The 16,091-nt window shown below is 65.6% G+C and carries 14 protein-coding genes and 1 riboswitch; of the genes, 6 read left to right on the top strand and 8 right to left on the bottom strand.

Annotated elements, in window-relative coordinates:
- Positions 1 to 2: 2 nt before the first annotated feature.
- The 3 genes from FAZ97_RS27370 to FAZ97_RS27360 form a co-directional block, all read right to left on the bottom strand.
- Positions 3 to 1,556, bottom strand: coding sequence for a methyl-accepting chemotaxis protein (locus FAZ97_RS27370; protein WP_158761756.1), 1,554 nt, complete (start codon positions 1,554 to 1,556; stop codon positions 3 to 5).
- Between the two features lie 187 nt (positions 1,557 to 1,743).
- Positions 1,744 to 3,033, bottom strand: a complete 1,290-nt coding sequence (locus FAZ97_RS27365; RefSeq protein WP_158761755.1) for a voltage-gated chloride channel family protein — start codon at positions 3,031 to 3,033, stop codon at positions 1,744 to 1,746.
- 91 nt (positions 3,034 to 3,124) lie between these two features.
- A riboswitch (Fluoride riboswitch) is annotated at positions 3,125 to 3,196 on the bottom strand.
- Positions 3,197 to 3,262: 66 nt separating this feature from the next.
- Positions 3,263 to 5,755: a penicillin acylase family protein gene (locus tag FAZ97_RS27360; protein WP_158761753.1), complete on the bottom strand. Its 2,493-nt coding sequence runs from the start codon at positions 5,753 to 5,755 to the stop codon at positions 3,263 to 3,265.
- A 247-nt stretch (positions 5,756 to 6,002) separates the two neighbouring features.
- Between FAZ97_RS27360 and FAZ97_RS27355 the strand changes: the two genes are divergently transcribed.
- The gene (locus FAZ97_RS27355) at positions 6,003 to 6,206 is read left to right on the top strand and encodes a DUF3079 domain-containing protein (RefSeq protein WP_028206775.1); all 204 of its coding nucleotides are present in this window, start codon (positions 6,003 to 6,005) and stop codon (positions 6,204 to 6,206) included.
- 9 nt (positions 6,207 to 6,215) lie between these two features.
- Here the strand turns inward: FAZ97_RS27355 and FAZ97_RS27350 are convergent, their stop codons facing one another.
- On the bottom strand, positions 6,216 to 6,995 hold the full coding sequence (locus FAZ97_RS27350; RefSeq protein WP_158761751.1) for an SDR family NAD(P)-dependent oxidoreductase: 780 nt from the start codon (positions 6,993 to 6,995) through the stop codon (positions 6,216 to 6,218).
- Between the two features lie 154 nt (positions 6,996 to 7,149).
- On the opposite strand from FAZ97_RS27350, the gene FAZ97_RS27345 reads away from it, so the two are divergent.
- Positions 7,150 to 8,046, top strand: a complete 897-nt coding sequence (locus FAZ97_RS27345) for an AraC family transcriptional regulator (RefSeq protein WP_158761750.1) — start codon at positions 7,150 to 7,152, stop codon at positions 8,044 to 8,046.
- Between the two features lie 99 nt (positions 8,047 to 8,145).
- On the opposite strand, the gene FAZ97_RS27340 is transcribed toward FAZ97_RS27345, so the two are convergent.
- Together FAZ97_RS27340 and FAZ97_RS27335 are read right to left on the bottom strand one after the other, a co-directional pair.
- Positions 8,146 to 8,925 carry an ABC transporter substrate-binding protein gene (locus tag FAZ97_RS27340; protein WP_158761748.1) on the bottom strand — a complete coding sequence of 260 codons (780 nt, stop codon included), beginning with the start codon at positions 8,923 to 8,925 and terminating at the stop codon, positions 8,146 to 8,148.
- Positions 8,926 to 9,220: 295 nt separating this feature from the next.
- Positions 9,221 to 10,252 (bottom strand): GGDEF domain-containing protein, encoded by a 1,032-nt coding sequence (locus FAZ97_RS27335; RefSeq protein WP_158761746.1) that lies wholly within the window; start codon positions 10,250 to 10,252, stop codon positions 9,221 to 9,223.
- Between the two features lie 90 nt (positions 10,253 to 10,342).
- On the opposite strand from FAZ97_RS27335, the gene FAZ97_RS27330 reads away from it, so the two are divergent.
- Entirely contained in the window at positions 10,343 to 10,612 is a 270-nt protein-coding gene (locus tag FAZ97_RS27330; RefSeq protein ID WP_158761744.1) for a hypothetical protein, read from the top strand.
- A gap of 238 nt (positions 10,613 to 10,850) precedes the next feature.
- On the opposite strand, the gene FAZ97_RS27325 is transcribed toward FAZ97_RS27330, so the two are convergent.
- Positions 10,851 to 11,981, bottom strand: a complete 1,131-nt coding sequence (locus FAZ97_RS27325; RefSeq protein WP_233271847.1) for a GGDEF domain-containing protein — start codon at positions 11,979 to 11,981, stop codon at positions 10,851 to 10,853.
- A 290-nt stretch (positions 11,982 to 12,271) separates the two neighbouring features.
- Between FAZ97_RS27325 and FAZ97_RS27320 the strand changes: the two genes are divergently transcribed.
- Together FAZ97_RS27320 and FAZ97_RS27315 are read left to right on the top strand one after the other, a co-directional pair.
- Entirely contained in the window at positions 12,272 to 12,763 is a 492-nt protein-coding gene (locus tag FAZ97_RS27320; protein ID WP_158761741.1) for an LEA type 2 family protein, read from the top strand.
- Positions 12,764 to 13,051: 288 nt separating this feature from the next.
- The gene (locus FAZ97_RS27315; RefSeq protein WP_158761740.1) at positions 13,052 to 14,002 is read left to right on the top strand and encodes a hypothetical protein; all 951 of its coding nucleotides are present in this window, start codon (positions 13,052 to 13,054) and stop codon (positions 14,000 to 14,002) included.
- A gap of 142 nt (positions 14,003 to 14,144) precedes the next feature.
- Here the strand turns inward: FAZ97_RS27315 and FAZ97_RS27310 are convergent, their stop codons facing one another.
- Entirely contained in the window at positions 14,145 to 14,990 is an 846-nt protein-coding gene (locus FAZ97_RS27310; protein WP_158761737.1) for a helix-turn-helix transcriptional regulator, read from the bottom strand.
- 80 nt (positions 14,991 to 15,070) lie between these two features.
- Here FAZ97_RS27310 and FAZ97_RS27305 point away from each other — a divergent pair, with 80 nt between their 5' ends.
- Positions 15,071 to 15,964: an SDR family oxidoreductase gene (locus tag FAZ97_RS27305; RefSeq protein WP_158761735.1), complete on the top strand. Its 894-nt coding sequence runs from the start codon at positions 15,071 to 15,073 to the stop codon at positions 15,962 to 15,964.
- Positions 15,965 to 16,091 lie beyond the last annotated feature (127 nt).

Here is a 16,091-nt window from a genome sequence, read left to right as displayed (position 1 = left end):
GACTAGACCGCGAACCTGAATACCGAAACGGCCTGCTGCAACTGCGCGGCCTGATCGGCCATCGAACTGGCAGCGGCGGCCGCCTGCTCGACCAGGGCCGCGTTTTGCTGCGTGACCTGGTCCATTTGCGCCACCGCGCGATTGACCTGCTCGATACCCGTGCTCTGCTCGCCGGAAGCGGCGACGATCTCGCCCATGATGTCCGTGACGCGCTGCACGGCCTCGGTCACCTCGACCATTGTCGAGCCCGCGCGCTGCGCCAGCGTGGCGCCGTTCGCGACGCCCGCCGTCGAGGCTTCGATCAGCTCCTTGATCTCGCGCGCCGAAGCCGCGCTGCGCTGCGCGAGCGCACGCACCTCGCCTGCCACGACTGCGAAGCCACGCCCTTGCTCGCCCGCGCGTGCCGATTCGACGGCGGCGTTGAGCGCGAGAATATTGGTCTGGAAGGCGATTTTTTCGATCGTCGCGATGATATCGGTCATGCGCTTCGCGTCCTGTGCCACCTCGCCCATCGTCCTCGCCACTTCGCTCACCAACTCGCTGCCGCGCGCCGCGACCTCCGAAGCGCCGCGCGCGAGCCCGCCCACCTGTCGCGCGTTCTCGGCATTCTGCCGCACGGTCGAAGTCAGCTGCTCCATGCTCGTCGCGGTTTCGCCGAGCGAGGCAGCCTGCTCTTCGGTGCGCTGCGAGAGGTCCGTATTGCCTTGCGAGATTTCGCGGGCAGCAAGAAGGATGGAACCGCTCGAGTCATGAATATTGGCGACAATGCCCGTCAGCTGCACACGCATCTCGCCCAGCGCGTGCAACAGGCTGCTCGAATCGCCGGGACGCGTTTCTACGGATACCGAAAGATCACCCGCAGCGATACGGCCCGCGATTTCCATGGCGTGAGCCGGCTCGCAGCCCAGTTGACGCGAAAGCCGTTGCGAAATCAACCAGGCAAGCAGCGCGCCGGTCGCGACCGCCCCGAACAGCATCGCGATGATGAGGGTGCGCATGTGCTGGAATTGTTCGATGGCCGCGTTTTGCGCGTTTTTTGCCTCGCGTTGCAGCGAATCGATCAGCGCGCCCACGCTATCGCCCAACGCAACGCTCGCCGCAATCGCGCGCCGCACGAGTTCGGCGTTGTCCACGCCCGCAGGCACGGGCTCGAAGCCGATCTGCTGATGCACGATCGCCTCCCATGCCGAAGTTTTCTTGAGCACGTCGTCATACAGGGAGCGGTCGCCAGTCGAGACGCCCGCACCGGCGTAGCGATCCAGCGATTCATGCATGCGCTTGAGTTGCGCGACGATGTCTTCCTTCAGATGATGGCGTCCCGCTTCATCGGCGTAGCCCAGATTCGCGGCGTCGAGGTCCGTGCTCAACTTGCTGCGGGCCGCCTCCTCCAGCCAGAACTGGCCGCTCATGTGCCGGTTGCAGATCTCATCGGCGATATCGTGCATCGACGCCAGCGACGAGACGCCGGCAACGCCCACTGCCACCGCAAATACGATCACAACGGCAAATGCTGTCAGCAGCTTTTTGAACACCGTCATGCGATCGAGCCACTTCATGGCTGCCCCCTTTTTCGATTCCCTGTTATGTGGCTCGCCGCGAAACCATGCCTCGACGCGAGCGCGGCAAGCTTGACTCATCCCCCACACCACGGGTAGGAGGCGAACGGATATAGGGAGAATCAGCCAGCGCTTCTAGCGTCGTCAGCAGACTTCTGCTAACCAGCCAACGACGCGTTGCGGGGACTCAATCGCTGCTGCGTGCGCGGCGCAGCGCGGGAATGTCCGAAAGCCGCATGCCGGCGGGCAAAAGCGGGTGCTTCGCCTGCCCCACACGCTGCGCGCGGTAGATGCCCGTATGGCCGGAAAACAGATAAGCCACCACGCAGGCCAGCGCCGCATACATGCCGATGTCGGCGCCGAACAACTCGATTGCCATGACCGTCGAAGCGATCGGCGTGTTAGCGGCGCCAGCGAATACGGCAACGAAACCGAGGCCCGCGAGCACGGGCATCGGCAATGCCAGCACGTGCCCCAACGCATTGCCGAGCGTCGCGCCGATATAGAACAGCGGCGTGACTTCGCCGCCTTTGAAACCCGAGGCAAGCGTCACGACAGTGAAACCGAACTTGCCCGCGAAGTCGTAGACGGGCAACGGCTGATTGAACGACTCGACCATGGTCGGAATCCCCAGGCCGAGATATTGCGGCACGTTCAGTGCGGTAGCGGCAAGCGCCACGACAATGCCACCCACGAACGGACGCGCCGGCGCATAGGCAATCTTGCGCTTGATGAACGCCGAGAGCGCGTGGGTCGAGTCGGCGAACAGCATGCCGACCACGCCGAACACGATGCCCGCGAGAATAGCCGACCCAAGTCCGAGCGGCGAGACTTGCGGAACGAACGGAATGCGATAGACCGTGTGATGAATGCCCCAGGCGCGGCACACCTGATCCGCGACCAGCGACGACGCCACGCAGGTCAGCAACGCGTCGTAACGCAGGCGCCCGATGGCGAGCACTTCCAGCCCGAAGATCGCGCCGGCCAGCGGCGTGCCGAACACCGACGAGAATCCTGCCGCGATGCCGCCCATCAGCAGGATGCGGCGGTCCTCCCTACCGAGGCCGAAGACGTGCGTCACCTGGTCGGCGAGCGCGCCGCCCATCTGCACGGCCGTGCCTTCGCGTCCGGCCGAGCCGCCGAACAGATGCGTGACCACGGTGGCGACGAGCACGAGCGGCGCCATCCGCCTGGGCACGATTTTCTGCGGGTCGTGGATTTCGTCGATCAGCAGGTTGTTCCCACCTTCCACCGGCTTGCCGACGCGGTGATAGACCCAGCCGGTCGCCAGGCCGGCAACGGGCAACAGCCAGAGCAGCCAGGCGTGGGCGACGCGAATGTCGGTTGCGCGATCGAGCGCATAGAGGAACAAGGCGGATGCGCTGCCCGCCAGGGCGCCCAGAACGGACGAGAGCAGCAGCCAGCGCGCGAGGTACGGAACCATCGCGAACGGCTCGATAGACTTCAGGGGTTTCATTGCGGTCCAGGTTTGCGCGTGATTACGCGTTTGCATATGACCTGGGCGAAAGGGGGCGTCGCGTGGACGGCCTACGACCTCCTGCACCCAGGAACTCGTAGGCATCATCAGCGCTGCGGGAATGCAGGGCGGTTACGGGAGGAATGCCATCTCCGAAAGCCCCGTGATTCTATGCGACAACATAGGGCGCCGCAACAGAATCGTCGCCACGCTGCCCAACCCGTGAACCTCAGTTGCCAGCCTGCCGCGCGCCAGCCGGTACGAGCTTGAGCGTATGAACGGCGGTACCCGGCAGGAACGGCGCCGCGCCGCCGTGCACCCAGGTTTCATGTCCCGCGAGGAAATACGGCGACATGGGGTTGCCCGACTGCCCGCCCGGCATCTCGAAGAGGCCGTCCTGCTCGCGCCCCGGCGACACGGCGAAACGCTCGGACGCCCCAAACGCCGGCGACTGCACGCGCGGCATGTTGTAGTCGCCCGGCAGCGGGTCGTGCGGCGCGCTGAGCCAGTCGCGCACCCAAGGCAACCACGTCGGCACCATGCGCGCGAACGGATGGGCAATGGCCGCGCGGTTGCGCTCGCCCCAGCGCGCCTCTTCGAGCTTCGTTCCTTTAGGCAAGCTAGCGATCGTATGGTCGATGCGGTCCAGCATGAACGCGCGCCAGTCCGCGAAGCGGCTGGGTATCCAGGCATGATTATCGGCGAGTGTCTCCAGCGTCGCTTCGTAACGCGAGTTCGCCGCGCGATAGCTTAAGTCCGGCGCAATCGCGGCCATCTGTTTGTCCAGTACACCGAACCATGCTTCGTAGAGCGAGTCGTAGAACGCGCGCACCAGCCGGTAGCCGGCTGCATCCACATCGGCGCGACCATCCCACGTTTGAACCAGCCGCTGGAATTCAGCGCGATTGGGATGGCCGTCGAGCGCGCGCGCATCGAGCGCGTCTAGCGCAATGCGTCGCCAGTACTCGATCCAGAACGCGCGGTCGTCGGTCTGCACCGCGAGCAGGTCGCGCTCGCTCGCATGCGGCAGCGCGAAGAGGTCGTTGCGAATTTGCGTGGCGCGCGCGCCGAGATCCGTGCCCGCGTCGCCGATGCGCGCCACGTCCTCCAGCGGCAGGGTACGGTTGTTGGCGGTCCAGATGCGCCCGGCCGGCGGATCGACGCGCACCGGATACGCTTCGGGCAAGCGATACCCCTGCCAGCCGGCATACGTTTCCGAGCGGTACGGAAAGCTCGCGAACGCGGCCGCATCGCCGTCGGCATCCGCGAAGCGTGGCAGCGGCCCGGCGAGCGTCCAGCCGATATGCCCTTGCGCGTCGGCCACCATGAAGTTCTGTGTCGGCATGCCGAAGGTCTGTGCGGCACGCAATGCGTCGGCGACGTTCGTGGCGCCTTCGAGCAGCATGAAGTTCATGTTGGTCGCCTGCGGATCCTGCGCGACCCAATGCAAGGCATACGCGTGCTCGCCGGCAACGAGTTGCGGCCCCCAGCGCGTTTGCACGAGCGGCAGATCGACGCTCGCGCCGCCATTCACGTCGAGGCGCTCGTGGATCAGCCGCGCCCTCTCCCAAGCGCCGCCCGGCACCCGGTAGCGCAGCGGATCGGCCGGGTCGCGTTGAAGTTCGACCAGATCGACGAAGCGCGCATAGCTATTCGTAAAGCCCCACGCGATATGGCCGTTGCTCCCGGCCACCACCGAGGGCGTACCCGGCAAGCTGACGCCCGTGATACGCCGCTCGCCGCCATCGGGCGCGGGATACACGATCGAGATGCGGTACCAGACGTTGGGCAACGAAAGGCCGAGGTGCATGTCGCTCGCGAGCAGCGCGCCGCCGTGCGCACCATGCGCGCCGTCGACCGCGAAGCCGTTGCTGCCGATCATCGAATCGACCGCGCGCTCGCCGCCGACGAAACCGGGCACGCCGCTGAGAAGCGATGTGGCGTCCGGTTCGAGATCGGCGGCGGACTGCGTTGCCGGAAGCCATGATGGCGGCGCGGCGGGCAGCGCCGCCGGCGGCTGCGGCAATGCACGCAGCCCGTCGAGCGGCGCGTCCCAATGGCTCGTCTCAGGCAACAGGAACGCCAGCAGATCGGCGGGCACGCGTTCGCGCAGCGCGGCACGCGCGAGCACGCGTCTCACCTGGTCGTACTGAAGATCGAAGTACATCGCGTAGACGGCGAGCACCGTGTCCTCGGGACGCCACGCCACCGGCTGCGTGCGCAACAGCCAGTATTCGAACGGCCGCGCGCGCAGCGAGCGCAGGCCGTCGTTGACGCCCGCCGTATAGCGTTCGATCAGTTGCCGCTGGTCGGCGGAGAGCGCGGCGAGCGCGGCCTGTGCATGCTCGCGAAAGCGCAAGGGCCGGTCGCGGCGGTCAAGCGGCAGCGCCGCCGGTCCGATGAGCGCCGCCATCTCGCCAGCGGCGACCCGGCGCAGCAAATCCATCTGGAAGAAGCGGTCCTGCGCGTGAAGGAATCCGCTGGCATACGCGACGTCGCCACGCGTGCTGCCCTGCACCGTCGGCACGCCAAGCGCGTCGCGACCGATCGTCACGGGCGCCGAGAGCGGCGCGGCATGTGTGCCATCCAGTTGCGGCAGGCTGCCGCGCAATGTCAGCCAGCCCGCCAGCACCACGGCGGCCAGGACAATGACGATGGCACACAGCAGAATCAGCGGCCACGCGCGGCGCCGCTTTTGCGGAGAAAGGCTCGAACGGGTCATGACGGCGCATGCAGGACGTTTTGTCTAGCGCTTCCAGGCGCTGCGGCCGGATCCGCCGGACGCCGCACGACCATAGCATGACGCTGCGACAATCCGCGGCAATTGCGCACATGGGCCGCGCTGCGCGCCTCGAGGCTTTATCGCCTGCGTACTGCGTGGGCGCGACACTCTGCCATCTGCCACCGTGCCGCGGAAGGACGACAATTTCGCTATTGCGTTCTGACCGCGATCGCACAGGGGCGACACCATGGCAAAGAAGTTTCCGATCCACCCGCTGCACCCCGAGCGCCTGTGCTGGGGATGCGACCACTACTGCCCCGCCAACGACATGCGATGCGGCAACGGCCAGAGCCGCACGCAGCATCCGGCCGAACTGCTCGGCGACGACTGGCTCGAACAGGGCGACTGGGGCATCGAAGTCGACGCTTCCGGCAAGTCCGTCACGCCGTGACCGGCGAAATCAAATATGAATGCCGCCAGCCACTTCGATGCGCTGCGCGTTCACCCAGCCAAAGTCATCCGACAATAACCCCGCGATAACGGGCCCCACGTCGGTCGGCAAGCCTGCGCGGCCCAGCGCAGTGTGTTCCGCCACGGCTTTGTTGACCTCCGGATTGTCCCGCACGATGCCGCCGCTAAAGTCGGTCGCAATGGCGCCCGGCGCCACGACGTTGACTGCGATCCGGCGCGGCGCGAGTTCGAGCGCCATATAGCGCGTGAGCGCTTCGACCGCCGCCTTCATCGGCCCGTAGATCGCGCGGCCCGGAAACGCGAAGCGCGCAAGTCCCGAAGAGACGTTCACAATCCGGCCGCCGTCATGAATGAGCGGCAGCAGCTTTTGCGTCAGCAGAAACGGGCCCTTGAAGTGCACCGCGAACTGCGCGTCGAGTTCCGCTTCGGTGCCGGCCGCAAGCGTGGCTGCGGAAGACGTTCCGGCGTTGCTCACCAGATAGTCGAAGCCCGTGGCGTTCAGCGTTCCGAGCGCTTCTCGCAGGCGCGCGACGAAGTCGTCGAACGTGCCCGAATCCGCCATGTTCAATTGCAGCGCAATCGCGCGGCCGCCCGCTTGAGCGGCTTGCGCGCAGACCTTTTCGGCCTCGGCTCGATGGGTGTTCCAGGTGAAAACCACGTGGACGCCGCGGCTTGCGAGCCGCAGAACGGTGTCGCGGCCAATGCCGCGGCTGCCTCCGGTGACGACCGCGATTTTCGGGCCGGACTGATTGCCGTGGTTCGTTGCCATCTGGCACCTCTCGCTAGTTTGGATAGCGTCGATTCTCCGCCTGGCGGCGCCGTCGAGTGAATACCCGAACCTGCCCGATTCTTGCCTATTCCTGCTTCGCCGACTACCATGCGGCGACACGCGCCTTGCATTGCGCGATCCTTGTCGAGCCGCCATGACGAACGAACTGGCCGCCGCCCTGCTGCGCTACACGCATACGCAGCCAGGCACGAGCCCATACCGCACCGCTGTCGACGGACTGCTCATTCTGCGCTCCGATCACCCCGCGCCGCCCACCTTTCGCTCGGCGCGCCCGGCGCTGTGCATCGTCGCGCAAGGCGCGAAATGGGCCAGTTTCGGCGGGGCGCAACTCGAATACCGTGCCGGTCAAGCGCTCGTGGTCGGCGTGCAAACGCCGTCGCGGGGCCGCGTGTTCGAAGCGAGCCCGGACAAACCTTGCCTGGTTCTGATTCTCGAGCTGGACCTGGCCATGCTGCGCGCCGTAGCGAAGGAGATGTCGCCTGCGCCGGTACCGGCGGCGGAGGCGAGCCGCGGCGTGTTCGTCGCGAACTTCGACGGCCCGCTCGCCGATTGCGCGCTGCGCGCCGTGCGCCTGCTGGATACCCCCGACGCCATCGGCATGCTGTACCCCATGCTCATGCGCGAAATCTGCTACTGGCTGCTAAGGGGTCCGAATGGATCTGAGATTGCGCAGCTCGCCTCGACCGAAAGCCCTTCTCACGGCCTGATGCGCGCGGTGGAGATTTTGCGGGAGCGGTTTGCCCAGCCCGTACGGGTGGACGATCTCGCGGCGGTTGCCCAGCTCAGCGCGTCGGCGTTTCATCGCCAGTTCAAGGCGCTGACGGGGCTGCCGCCCCTTCAATACCAGAAGCAATTGCGCCTTCTGGAAGCACGCAGATTGCTGCTCTCGCTTTCGATGAGCGTACAGGCCGCCGCATTCGAAGTGGGATACGAGAGCGCCTCGCAGTTCAGCCGGGAATACACGCGCATGTTTGGCGCGCCGCCGAAAAAAGATTCGACTCAAGCGAAGGCACTGCGCGAGGCCGCTTAGTTAGCTTAGTCGGCCTGGTTAGCTTGAGTGGTGCAAGTGACACGCGGCGCGAAAGCGATGCGCTCGCTTTCGCGCCGTGCACGCGTCATCGATCAACCATTACTTGCCGTACACATCGAAGTCGAAGTACTTCTTCTCGATCTTCTTGTACGTGCCGTCCTTGATGATGCTGGCAATCGCGCCGTCGATCTTCGTCTTGAGCGCGGCGTCTTCCTTGCGCAGGCCGATGCCGGCGCCGTTGCCGAGCGTGGCCGGATCATCGAGGTCGCCGCCCGCGAAGCTGTAGCCCTGGCCGCGCGGCGTCTTCAGGAAGCCCACGTCGGCCTGCACGGCGTCTTGCAGCGCCGCGTCCACGCGGCCGGCCAGCAGGTCCTGATAGACCTGGTCCTGGTTCTGGTAAGGCACGACCTCTACGCCGGCCGTCGCCCAATGCGCCTTGGCATAGGCCTCCTGAATCGTGCCCTGCTCCACGCCCACGCGTTTGCCCTTGAGCGATTCCGCGGTCGGCATGATGCCCGAGCCCGTCTTGGCGACGAGGCGCGTCGGCGTGTTAAACAGCTTGTCCGAGAATGCGATCTGTTCTTTGCGCGCCGGGGTCATCGACATCGACGAGAGCACGCCGTCGAACTTGCGCGCCTTGAGCGCCGGGATCATGCCGTCGAAGTCGTTTTCGATCCAGACGCACTTCGCATTCAGACGGTGGCAAATCTCGTTGCCGAGATCGATGTCGAAGCCGACCAGTTTGCCGTCCGGTGCTTTCGATTCAAACGGCGGATAGCTGGCATCGACACCAAAGCGAATGGTGTCCGCCGCAAAGGCTGCGGAGCTGGCCGTGACGGAGATCAGGGCAATAGATACGGCTGTAAACAACTTTTTCATGGGATCCCCCTCGGTTCTGGATATACAGGGTGGTCAAGACATGGACTCCGGCCGCATGGTTGCGGCGCGGATGTTCCCCAGCGGCGCGCGCCGCAAGCGTGGTCGACGCTACGGGTGCACCTGCGCCCGGCAAGGTAGCAGTCCAGAATACTCGCGTCGAGGTGTCAAAAACACGCGCAAACACCTATGGCGCGGGAGAACCCTGAGAGAAGCCCAGGCCGAACAGGGTCAGCCCGCCTGCATGGCAGGGAAGACCCTTAAACGGACAAGCGGATGAAAGAGGATTGAAGGCGGCTTATCGGAACGTCCAGTTGCTCTTGCCTGCGCGAGCCGCGCGCCGCTGGCGCTTGACGCGGTACATCTCATGGTCCGCCTGGTCGAGCGCCTGCTGGGCGCTCACGAAGCGAACCGCGACGCAGCCGGCCGCCGCCCCCTCGTAATGCAAGCGCATGTTCGGCAAGGTGTATTCGCCTGCCGTCACTGAGGCAACCTGGCTCGCGACGGCTTCGGCCAGGCTCGCCGCCTGATCGTAATCGGCGGGCCCCGCTGCAACGAACGCAAACTCGTCGCCGCCGATGCGCGCAAGCAGACCTCGATCGGCAGTCGCTGCCAACAGCCGCCCGGCGCACGATTGCAGAAACTGATCGCCCACCGCGTGGCCGCGTTGATCGTTCAGCTCCTTGAAGCCGTCCAGGTCGATCATGCAGACCACGACATAGGACCCGTCGGACGCGGCTTGCGCCATCAGGCGGCCAAGCTCCTCATGCAGCGCGCGCCGGTTCGCGAGTTCCGTCATGTCGTCGACCAGGGCGCGTTGTGCAAGGTGCTCATTGGCGAGCGTGAGTTGTTCGATGAGCCGCTCGCGCTCGATATGCTCCGAGATCAGTTTGGCAAAGACATTCAGCGCGCCGCGCGCCCTTGAGCTGACTTCGCGGCTCTCGCGGCTAATGCCGCATAACGTACCGATGACGGCGCCGCCTTCCGCGCAAACCGGCGCGCTGGCATAGGTGCAGATCCCGAGTTCGGAGGCCGCGCGCGAATCGCCCCAAATGTCCCTGACGTTGCTGACCACGCGCCGCCCGCTTTCCAGACTGCGCTTGCACAAGGTGTCGAACCACTGCACCTGCAGACCCTCCATGATCTGCACGCCGCCGTCGTTGCGCGAATAGAGGACGGTCTGCACCTCGCGGCTGAAGTCGACCGATGTGAGGTAAGTCGACTCAAGTCCGGTCAATATGCCAAGCATCTCGAGAAGCGGCCGCACGAGACCTTCCAGATTCTGGGCCGCAACAACCTTCTGGGAAAGCCGCTCAAGCAATTCATCCATATTGGCGATTCACCGTAAAGCAATTGAAACCCTGTTTTGGCAACGGTGCGTCCAGCCGGGTTTTTGTGCGATGACAGTAGCAGGTTTTTTATGACGAATCCACGCCGCTTTATCCCTGATTACGGTACGGGCGAGCGAATTGGCGCACTAGAAGCGCGGCACTGGATGAACGATGTGACGCAGTTCGCGACGCGCTTCACGGCGAGCTTCACGGAGAGATTCACGGCGGCCTTCGCGAAGCCTCCAGACACGGCGTCGCGAGTGGGCCGCACGCGTGCCGGCACAGTCGCGCAAGCGGGACAGCGCGCTTTCCGCCTCGATCGCAACCGTATCGAAAGCGCTGCACGAGAAATCGAGTAACGCGGGGGAGTCGGGATGTCGCCCGGCGGGAACGAACACACGGGCGAGTTCGAAAAGAATGCGTTTGAACATGGGCGGTTATCCGGCATGACCACCGTTGCGGACGCCATTGCCCGAGAAATGATTGACCTGCCCGGTACCACGCGCCGGGTCGCACGAAGCCAGCGTCGCTGCGGGTTTCGTCAGCGAGAATTCTCCCTGGAATAAATTTGCCAGGCAAGCATTTATGCAGTGCGATTCAACGCGATTCGGCGAGGTAGCGCGCTTCGCCTTCGTCGGCATCCGATGTCATGATGACGCGATTGCGCCCCGCCGCCTTCGCCACATAGAGCGCGGCGTCGGCCCGCACCATCGCGCTCTCCAGCGTGTCGGCCGGCACGAACCTGCCAACGCCCGCGCTAAGCGTGCAGTGCACGCCTTCGGCGGGCGAACGCTCGACCGCCAGCCTCAGCGTATTCGTCAGCGTCGCGGCGTCGTGCTTTTGCGCGCAGGCGAACAGGATCGCGAACTCCTCGCCACCCAGCCGTCCGAACAGATCGCACGAGCGCAACTGGCCGGTGACGATCGAGGCGACGTGCGTGAGGATGCGATCGCCTACTGCGTGGCCGAATCCGTCGTTCACTGCCTTGAAGTTGTCGATGTCGAGAATCGCGATCGACAAGGGATCGCCCTGCTCGCGCGCTTGCGCAAGCAGGACGTGCGCGCGCGCGATGAACTCACGGCGCGTGAGCGCGCCCGTCAGCTCGTCGATCGTCGCGAGCTTTTCCATTCGCCCAAGAATCCGGTCGTGAGCGAGCATGACCATGCCGATCGACATGCAGGGCAACGTGAGGATCGCGAGCCCGAGCAGCGCCACGTTCCACGGCGAAGGCTGCACAAACGAAAGTGAGGGCGCAACGCCGAAGACAATCGCGCCGATTCTCGCGACATAAACGAGAGCACCGAGCCCGGCGGCCACGGCGATGAACCGACATGCGTAGCGCGTGCCCTCGCGCGATCCATGCCGAAGCGCCAGCGCCCCCACCGCGAGCCGGCCATAGATCAGGCCCAGCGAAAGGAGCACGCCCCTGGCGTCGACACTGGGCGACATCCACGTGAAATACACGAGCGCTGCACAAACGACGACAAGCCCGGCGGATTCCGCGCCCCACACGGCACGCTGGCCGAAGAACTGGCGTGTGCCCTGCACGAGCAGCACCGCGGCGCCCAGGGTCGCGATCGAAGCGCCGGCAATCGTGATCCCGCCGGCGCGCGGCGCGCAGACCACGATCCAGGTCGAGGCCGCGGCGAGCAGCGCATAGCCCAGACACCAGCGGACCACGCCCGGCACGGCGGTTCGGATCAACGAGCCCAGGATGGCTACGCTCATCAGGCAAGATACGATCAAGATCCCGAATAGAGCGAAAGCGCTGAGCATGAGAACGGGCCGGGCAACGAAAGGGGAGAATCGGGACGCGCGAGGTAGCGCTCGACCGGCGAAAGCTGATTGAAATTATTTTCAGCTTCAGCCGCGAGTCGCGCATGCCACGCATGTCGCATAAGCGTCGGGGACATATCGTATCGCAGGTTTCGCCTGGATCAATGCCGCCGCACGAAACCCGTGACGGATCGACGCTACACTAAACAGTTCCTGCCGACTCTACGGAAGAGGGATTTCCCATGCCAGCATCTGACACCGGCCGCGCGCTTCGGCGCTTCTGCGCCTTGCTTTGCGTGCTTTTCTGGCTCGGTGGATGCGCGGGGTTCGGTCAGGACGCCCTGCGGGTCAACGTGGCGGGGCTCGAGCCGCTGCAAGGCGAAGGCATGGAGATGCGCTTCAATGTGAAGCTGCGCGTCCAGAATCCCAACGACGCGCCGGTCGAATTCAGCGGCGTGTCGCTGCAACTGGATCTCAACGGTCAATCTTTCGCGAGCGGCGTAAGCGATCAAAGCGGCGTCGTACCGCGCTTCGGTGAAGCGGTGATCGTCGTGCCGTTGACCGTGCCGGCATTCTCCGCTGTGCGTCAGGCTTTCGCCTTTGCGGGCAGCGCGCAGGCCGGAAGCATTCCCTACGAGATACGCGGGCGCCTGGCGGGCGGCGTAGGCGGCGGCACTCGCTTCGTCGACCACGGCAAGCTGTCGCTGCCGACCGGGGGCCTGCTCGGCCCGTGACGCCACGGCCGGCAGCGGGATTGGCCGCCGTGGCTTGCCACCTCGTTCATGCGAGGCGCCCCCCGCCCCCATTGCCGGGCGCAGGCCGGTTTCGATCGGCACCTCGTGAAATCGGCTGGCCTTGACGCACTCACCGCTTTACCGGCATCTGCACGCCCCCCAAAGCCGCTGATCAGCACGCGCGCGCCCGGCCCCCGCGCGCGGCACGCTTTCTGCGCTGCGACTCTCGACCCGCCTGCCGCCGCCTCACGGTGCTGCGCAGGCTCATGACCGAAGAGGGGGAGCGCCATGGAAGACATCGATCGACTAGCGGCTGAATACGCCACGGCCCGCGCCGCCGAGCCACCCGTTGGACGCCTGCGCGCCGCCGTTTCCTGGAGTGCGATCGCAGCGGGCGCGGTGGGCATGGCCGCCTTTTCCCTCATTCTGCTCACGCTCGGCACCGGTCTCGGCCTTTCGTCCCTCTCGCCATGGCCCGGGAGCGGCGCGCACGCGAGGACCTTCGGCGTGGCGGCAATCATCTGGATCTGCGTGACGCAAGTGATGTCCGCAGGCCTCGGCGGTTATCTTGCCGGGAGGCTGCGCCGGCACTGGCCGGGCATCGGCACCGACGAGACCCACTTTCGCGACACCGCACACGGCTTTCTTGCCTGGGCGCTCGCCACGCTCGTCTCCGCCGCGATCCTCACGTCGGCCATTTCGGGGCTGGCGCGCGAGGGCGTGAGCGTCGGCGCGCAAAGCGCCGAACGCATGGCGAGCGGCACTGGCGCGCTCAACCGTGGCAACGCCCTCGCCGCCTACAGCACCTGGCCCTTGGGCTATCTGATCGACGGCATGCTGCGCCCGGCCGCGGGCACTGCGGCACCCGCCGCACCTGCGGACACCTCGGGCGCGGACCAGGTTCTCGCGACCGCGCAACAGAAGCAGGAAATTGCGCGCATCTTCCTCAACAGCCTGCCTGCCGGCGGCGCGCTTTCGCCCGAAGACACCGACTACGTGACACGCATCGTGGCGCAAAAAACAGGGCTCTCGACGACGGATGCCCGCGCCCGCGTCGCGACTACCTGGTCGCGTTTGCAGGAGAAGGCACAAGCCGAGGAAAGCGCCGCGCGCGCCGCGGTGGAAACGGCCCGCAAGGCGACCGTCCACGTGACGTTGTGGCTCTTCATCTCCCTGCTGATGGGGGCGTTTGCCGCGAGTCTGATGGCGACGATCGGCGGCCGGATGCGCGAGTTTTGACGCGACTTTTATCGACATGGCAATGACGCCAGGTTCCGAACCGTGAGGAGGCTGACATGCGCTCGATTCTTCTTTATCTGCTCGGCGTTCCGATTCCGATCATCATTCTCATCGCGCTCTTTTGGCATTGACGCGCAGCGCGTCACGACAGCTCGATCAGCGCCTTGATGCGCTCGGCCTGCCCCGCATCGACCGGGTTGTAGACGATCATGTGAAGGTCCGGCCGGCCGTCGACGGCAAACGCCGACTGCTCCAGCGCGATCAGCCCGAGCGTGGGATGGTGCAGGCGCTTCACATTGTCGGCTTCGGCGTGCGTAGGCACTTCGTTGTCGCGCCACAGCGCGTCGAACTCGGGGCTGCTGCTGCACAGTTCATCGACGAGTTCGCCCACCGCCGAAACGAGGCCCGCGCGCGCAACGTCGGCCCGGAACGCGCCCACCACGAAGCGGGCCACGCTGTCCCAGTCGTGCTGCTTGGCGCGCACGTCCGGGTTGCAGAACAGGAAGCGCAGGATATTGCGCTGACCGGGCGGCAGCTTGCCGTAGTCGGTCAGCACGATGGCGGCGGCACGATTCCAGGCCACGACCTCCCAGGTGGCCGTCTTGACGATGGCCGGGCTGAAGCGCAGCGAGTCGAGCAGGCGTTGCAGCCGCGGATTGACGCCGTCCACGGGCTTGTAGCGCACTTCGGGCGGCCGCCCGAGCCCCAGCATGAAGAGGTGCTCGCGTTCCGGGTCGGTGAGCATCAGCGCGCCGCAAATACGGTCGAGCACCTCGGGCGAAGGCGCGCCGCCGCGCCCCTGTTCGAGCCACGTGTACCAGGTCGGACTGATATTGGCACGCTGCGCCACTTCTTCGCGGCGCAATCCCGGCGTGCGCCGGCGGCCGCTGAAGCCGAAACTCGCCGGGTCGAGCCGCGTGCGGCAACGCCTCAGGAAGTCGCCGAGCGAGCCCGCCGAATGGATCGGAATGGAGAGCCTGTTAGTCATCTTAATATGATGAGCTCACTACTTTAACGGTATAGAGATTTTGGAGATAGTACGCCAGTCATGACCCAGGAGAGATGACCATGCGTATTTTTCTGACCGGTGCGACCGGCTTCATCGGCTCGGCGCTCGTGCCGGAACTCATCGAAGCCGGTCACGAGGTGATCGGCATGACCCGCTCCGAAGCGGGTGCGCAAGCGCTCGCCAAGGCGGGCGCCCGTGTACATCGCGGTACGCTGGAGGACCCGCAAACACTGCGTAGCGGTGCGGAGCACGCGGACGCCGTGATCCACACCGCCTTCGATCACGACTTCTCGCGCTTCGTCGAGAACTGCGAAAAGGACAAGCGCGCCATCGCGGCGCTCGGCGCCGCGCTCGCCGGCACCGATCGACCGCTGCTCATCACCTCCGGCACGGGCATCGGCAGCGGCGCGCACGGCGAACTGGCGAGCGAAGATGTCTTCAATCCGAGCCATCCCAACCCGCGTATTGCGTCCGAACTGGCGGGGCAAGTGTTGCTGGAACAAGGGCTCAACGTGGGCGCGGTGCGGCTGCCGCAGGTCCATAACCCCTTGCGGCAGGGGCTCATTACGCCGCTCGTTGCGATCGCGCGCGAAAAAGGCGTTTGCGCCTACGTCGGCGACGGCGAGAACCGCTGGCCGGCCGGCCATTTGTCCGACGTCGTGCGCCTGTACCGGCTGGCCGTGGAAAAAGGGCAGCCCGGCGCGCGCTATCACGCGGTGGGCGAAGAAGGCGTGAGCAGCCGCGAGATAGCCGAGGCGCTGGGCCGCGGGCTCGGCCTGCCGGCCGTTTCGATCGCGCCTGAGGACGCGGCCGCGCATTTCGGCTGGATGGGTATGTTCGTCGGCATGGACATGCCCGCTTCGAGCGCGCTCACCCAGGCACGGCTCGGCTGGCGCCCGGCCGGTCCGACGCTGATCGCCGATCTGAACGAAGCTCGCTTCGCCGAGGCGTGAGCTTCAGGGCGAGCCGGATCGAACCTATGCAATCCTGAATATCCTCACCTTTTTCGTCTCGTGGAATCATGGTCTCGGGGTCGCAAGCGACCACGAGACCCTGCACGTGTGCGATGGGGCCATCGCA

The sequence above is a fragment of the Paraburkholderia acidiphila genome (genome assembly GCF_009789655.1).
Lineage (GTDB): Bacteria > Pseudomonadota > Gammaproteobacteria > Burkholderiales > Burkholderiaceae > Paraburkholderia > Paraburkholderia acidiphila.
This window is presented reverse-complemented; position numbering and strand designations above follow the sequence as displayed.

Bases quoted from the DNA above. Each gene is read 5' to 3' on its own strand.
- FAZ97_RS27370 (WP_158761756.1), bottom strand. From the start codon at position 1,556: ATGAAGTGGCTCGATCGCATGACGGTGTTCAAAAAGCTGCTGACAGCA.
- FAZ97_RS27365 (WP_158761755.1), bottom strand. From the start codon at position 3,033: ATGAAACCCCTGAAGTCTATCGAGCCGTTCGCGATGGTTCCGTACCTC.
- FAZ97_RS27360 (WP_158761753.1), bottom strand. From the start codon at position 5,755: ATGACCCGTTCGAGCCTTTCTCCGCAAAAGCGGCGCCGCGCGTGGCCG.
- FAZ97_RS27355 (WP_028206775.1), top strand. From the start codon at position 6,003: ATGGCAAAGAAGTTTCCGATCCACCCGCTGCACCCCGAGCGCCTGTGC.
- FAZ97_RS27350 (WP_158761751.1), bottom strand. From the start codon at position 6,995: ATGGCAACGAACCACGGCAATCAGTCCGGCCCGAAAATCGCGGTCGTC.
- FAZ97_RS27345 (WP_158761750.1), top strand. From the start codon at position 7,150: ATGACGAACGAACTGGCCGCCGCCCTGCTGCGCTACACGCATACGCAG.
- FAZ97_RS27340 (WP_158761748.1), bottom strand. From the start codon at position 8,925: ATGAAAAAGTTGTTTACAGCCGTATCTATTGCCCTGATCTCCGTCACG.
- FAZ97_RS27335 (WP_158761746.1), bottom strand. From the start codon at position 10,252: ATGGATGAATTGCTTGAGCGGCTTTCCCAGAAGGTTGTTGCGGCCCAG.
- FAZ97_RS27330 (WP_158761744.1), top strand. From the start codon at position 10,343: ATGACGAATCCACGCCGCTTTATCCCTGATTACGGTACGGGCGAGCGA.
- FAZ97_RS27325 (WP_233271847.1), bottom strand. From the start codon at position 11,981: ATGAGCGTAGCCATCCTGGGCTCGTTGATCCGAACCGCCGTGCCGGGC.
- FAZ97_RS27320 (WP_158761741.1), top strand. From the start codon at position 12,272: ATGCCAGCATCTGACACCGGCCGCGCGCTTCGGCGCTTCTGCGCCTTG.
- FAZ97_RS27315 (WP_158761740.1), top strand. From the start codon at position 13,052: ATGGAAGACATCGATCGACTAGCGGCTGAATACGCCACGGCCCGCGCC.
- FAZ97_RS27310 (WP_158761737.1), bottom strand. From the start codon at position 14,990: ATGACTAACAGGCTCTCCATTCCGATCCATTCGGCGGGCTCGCTCGGC.
- FAZ97_RS27305 (WP_158761735.1), top strand. From the start codon at position 15,071: ATGCGTATTTTTCTGACCGGTGCGACCGGCTTCATCGGCTCGGCGCTC.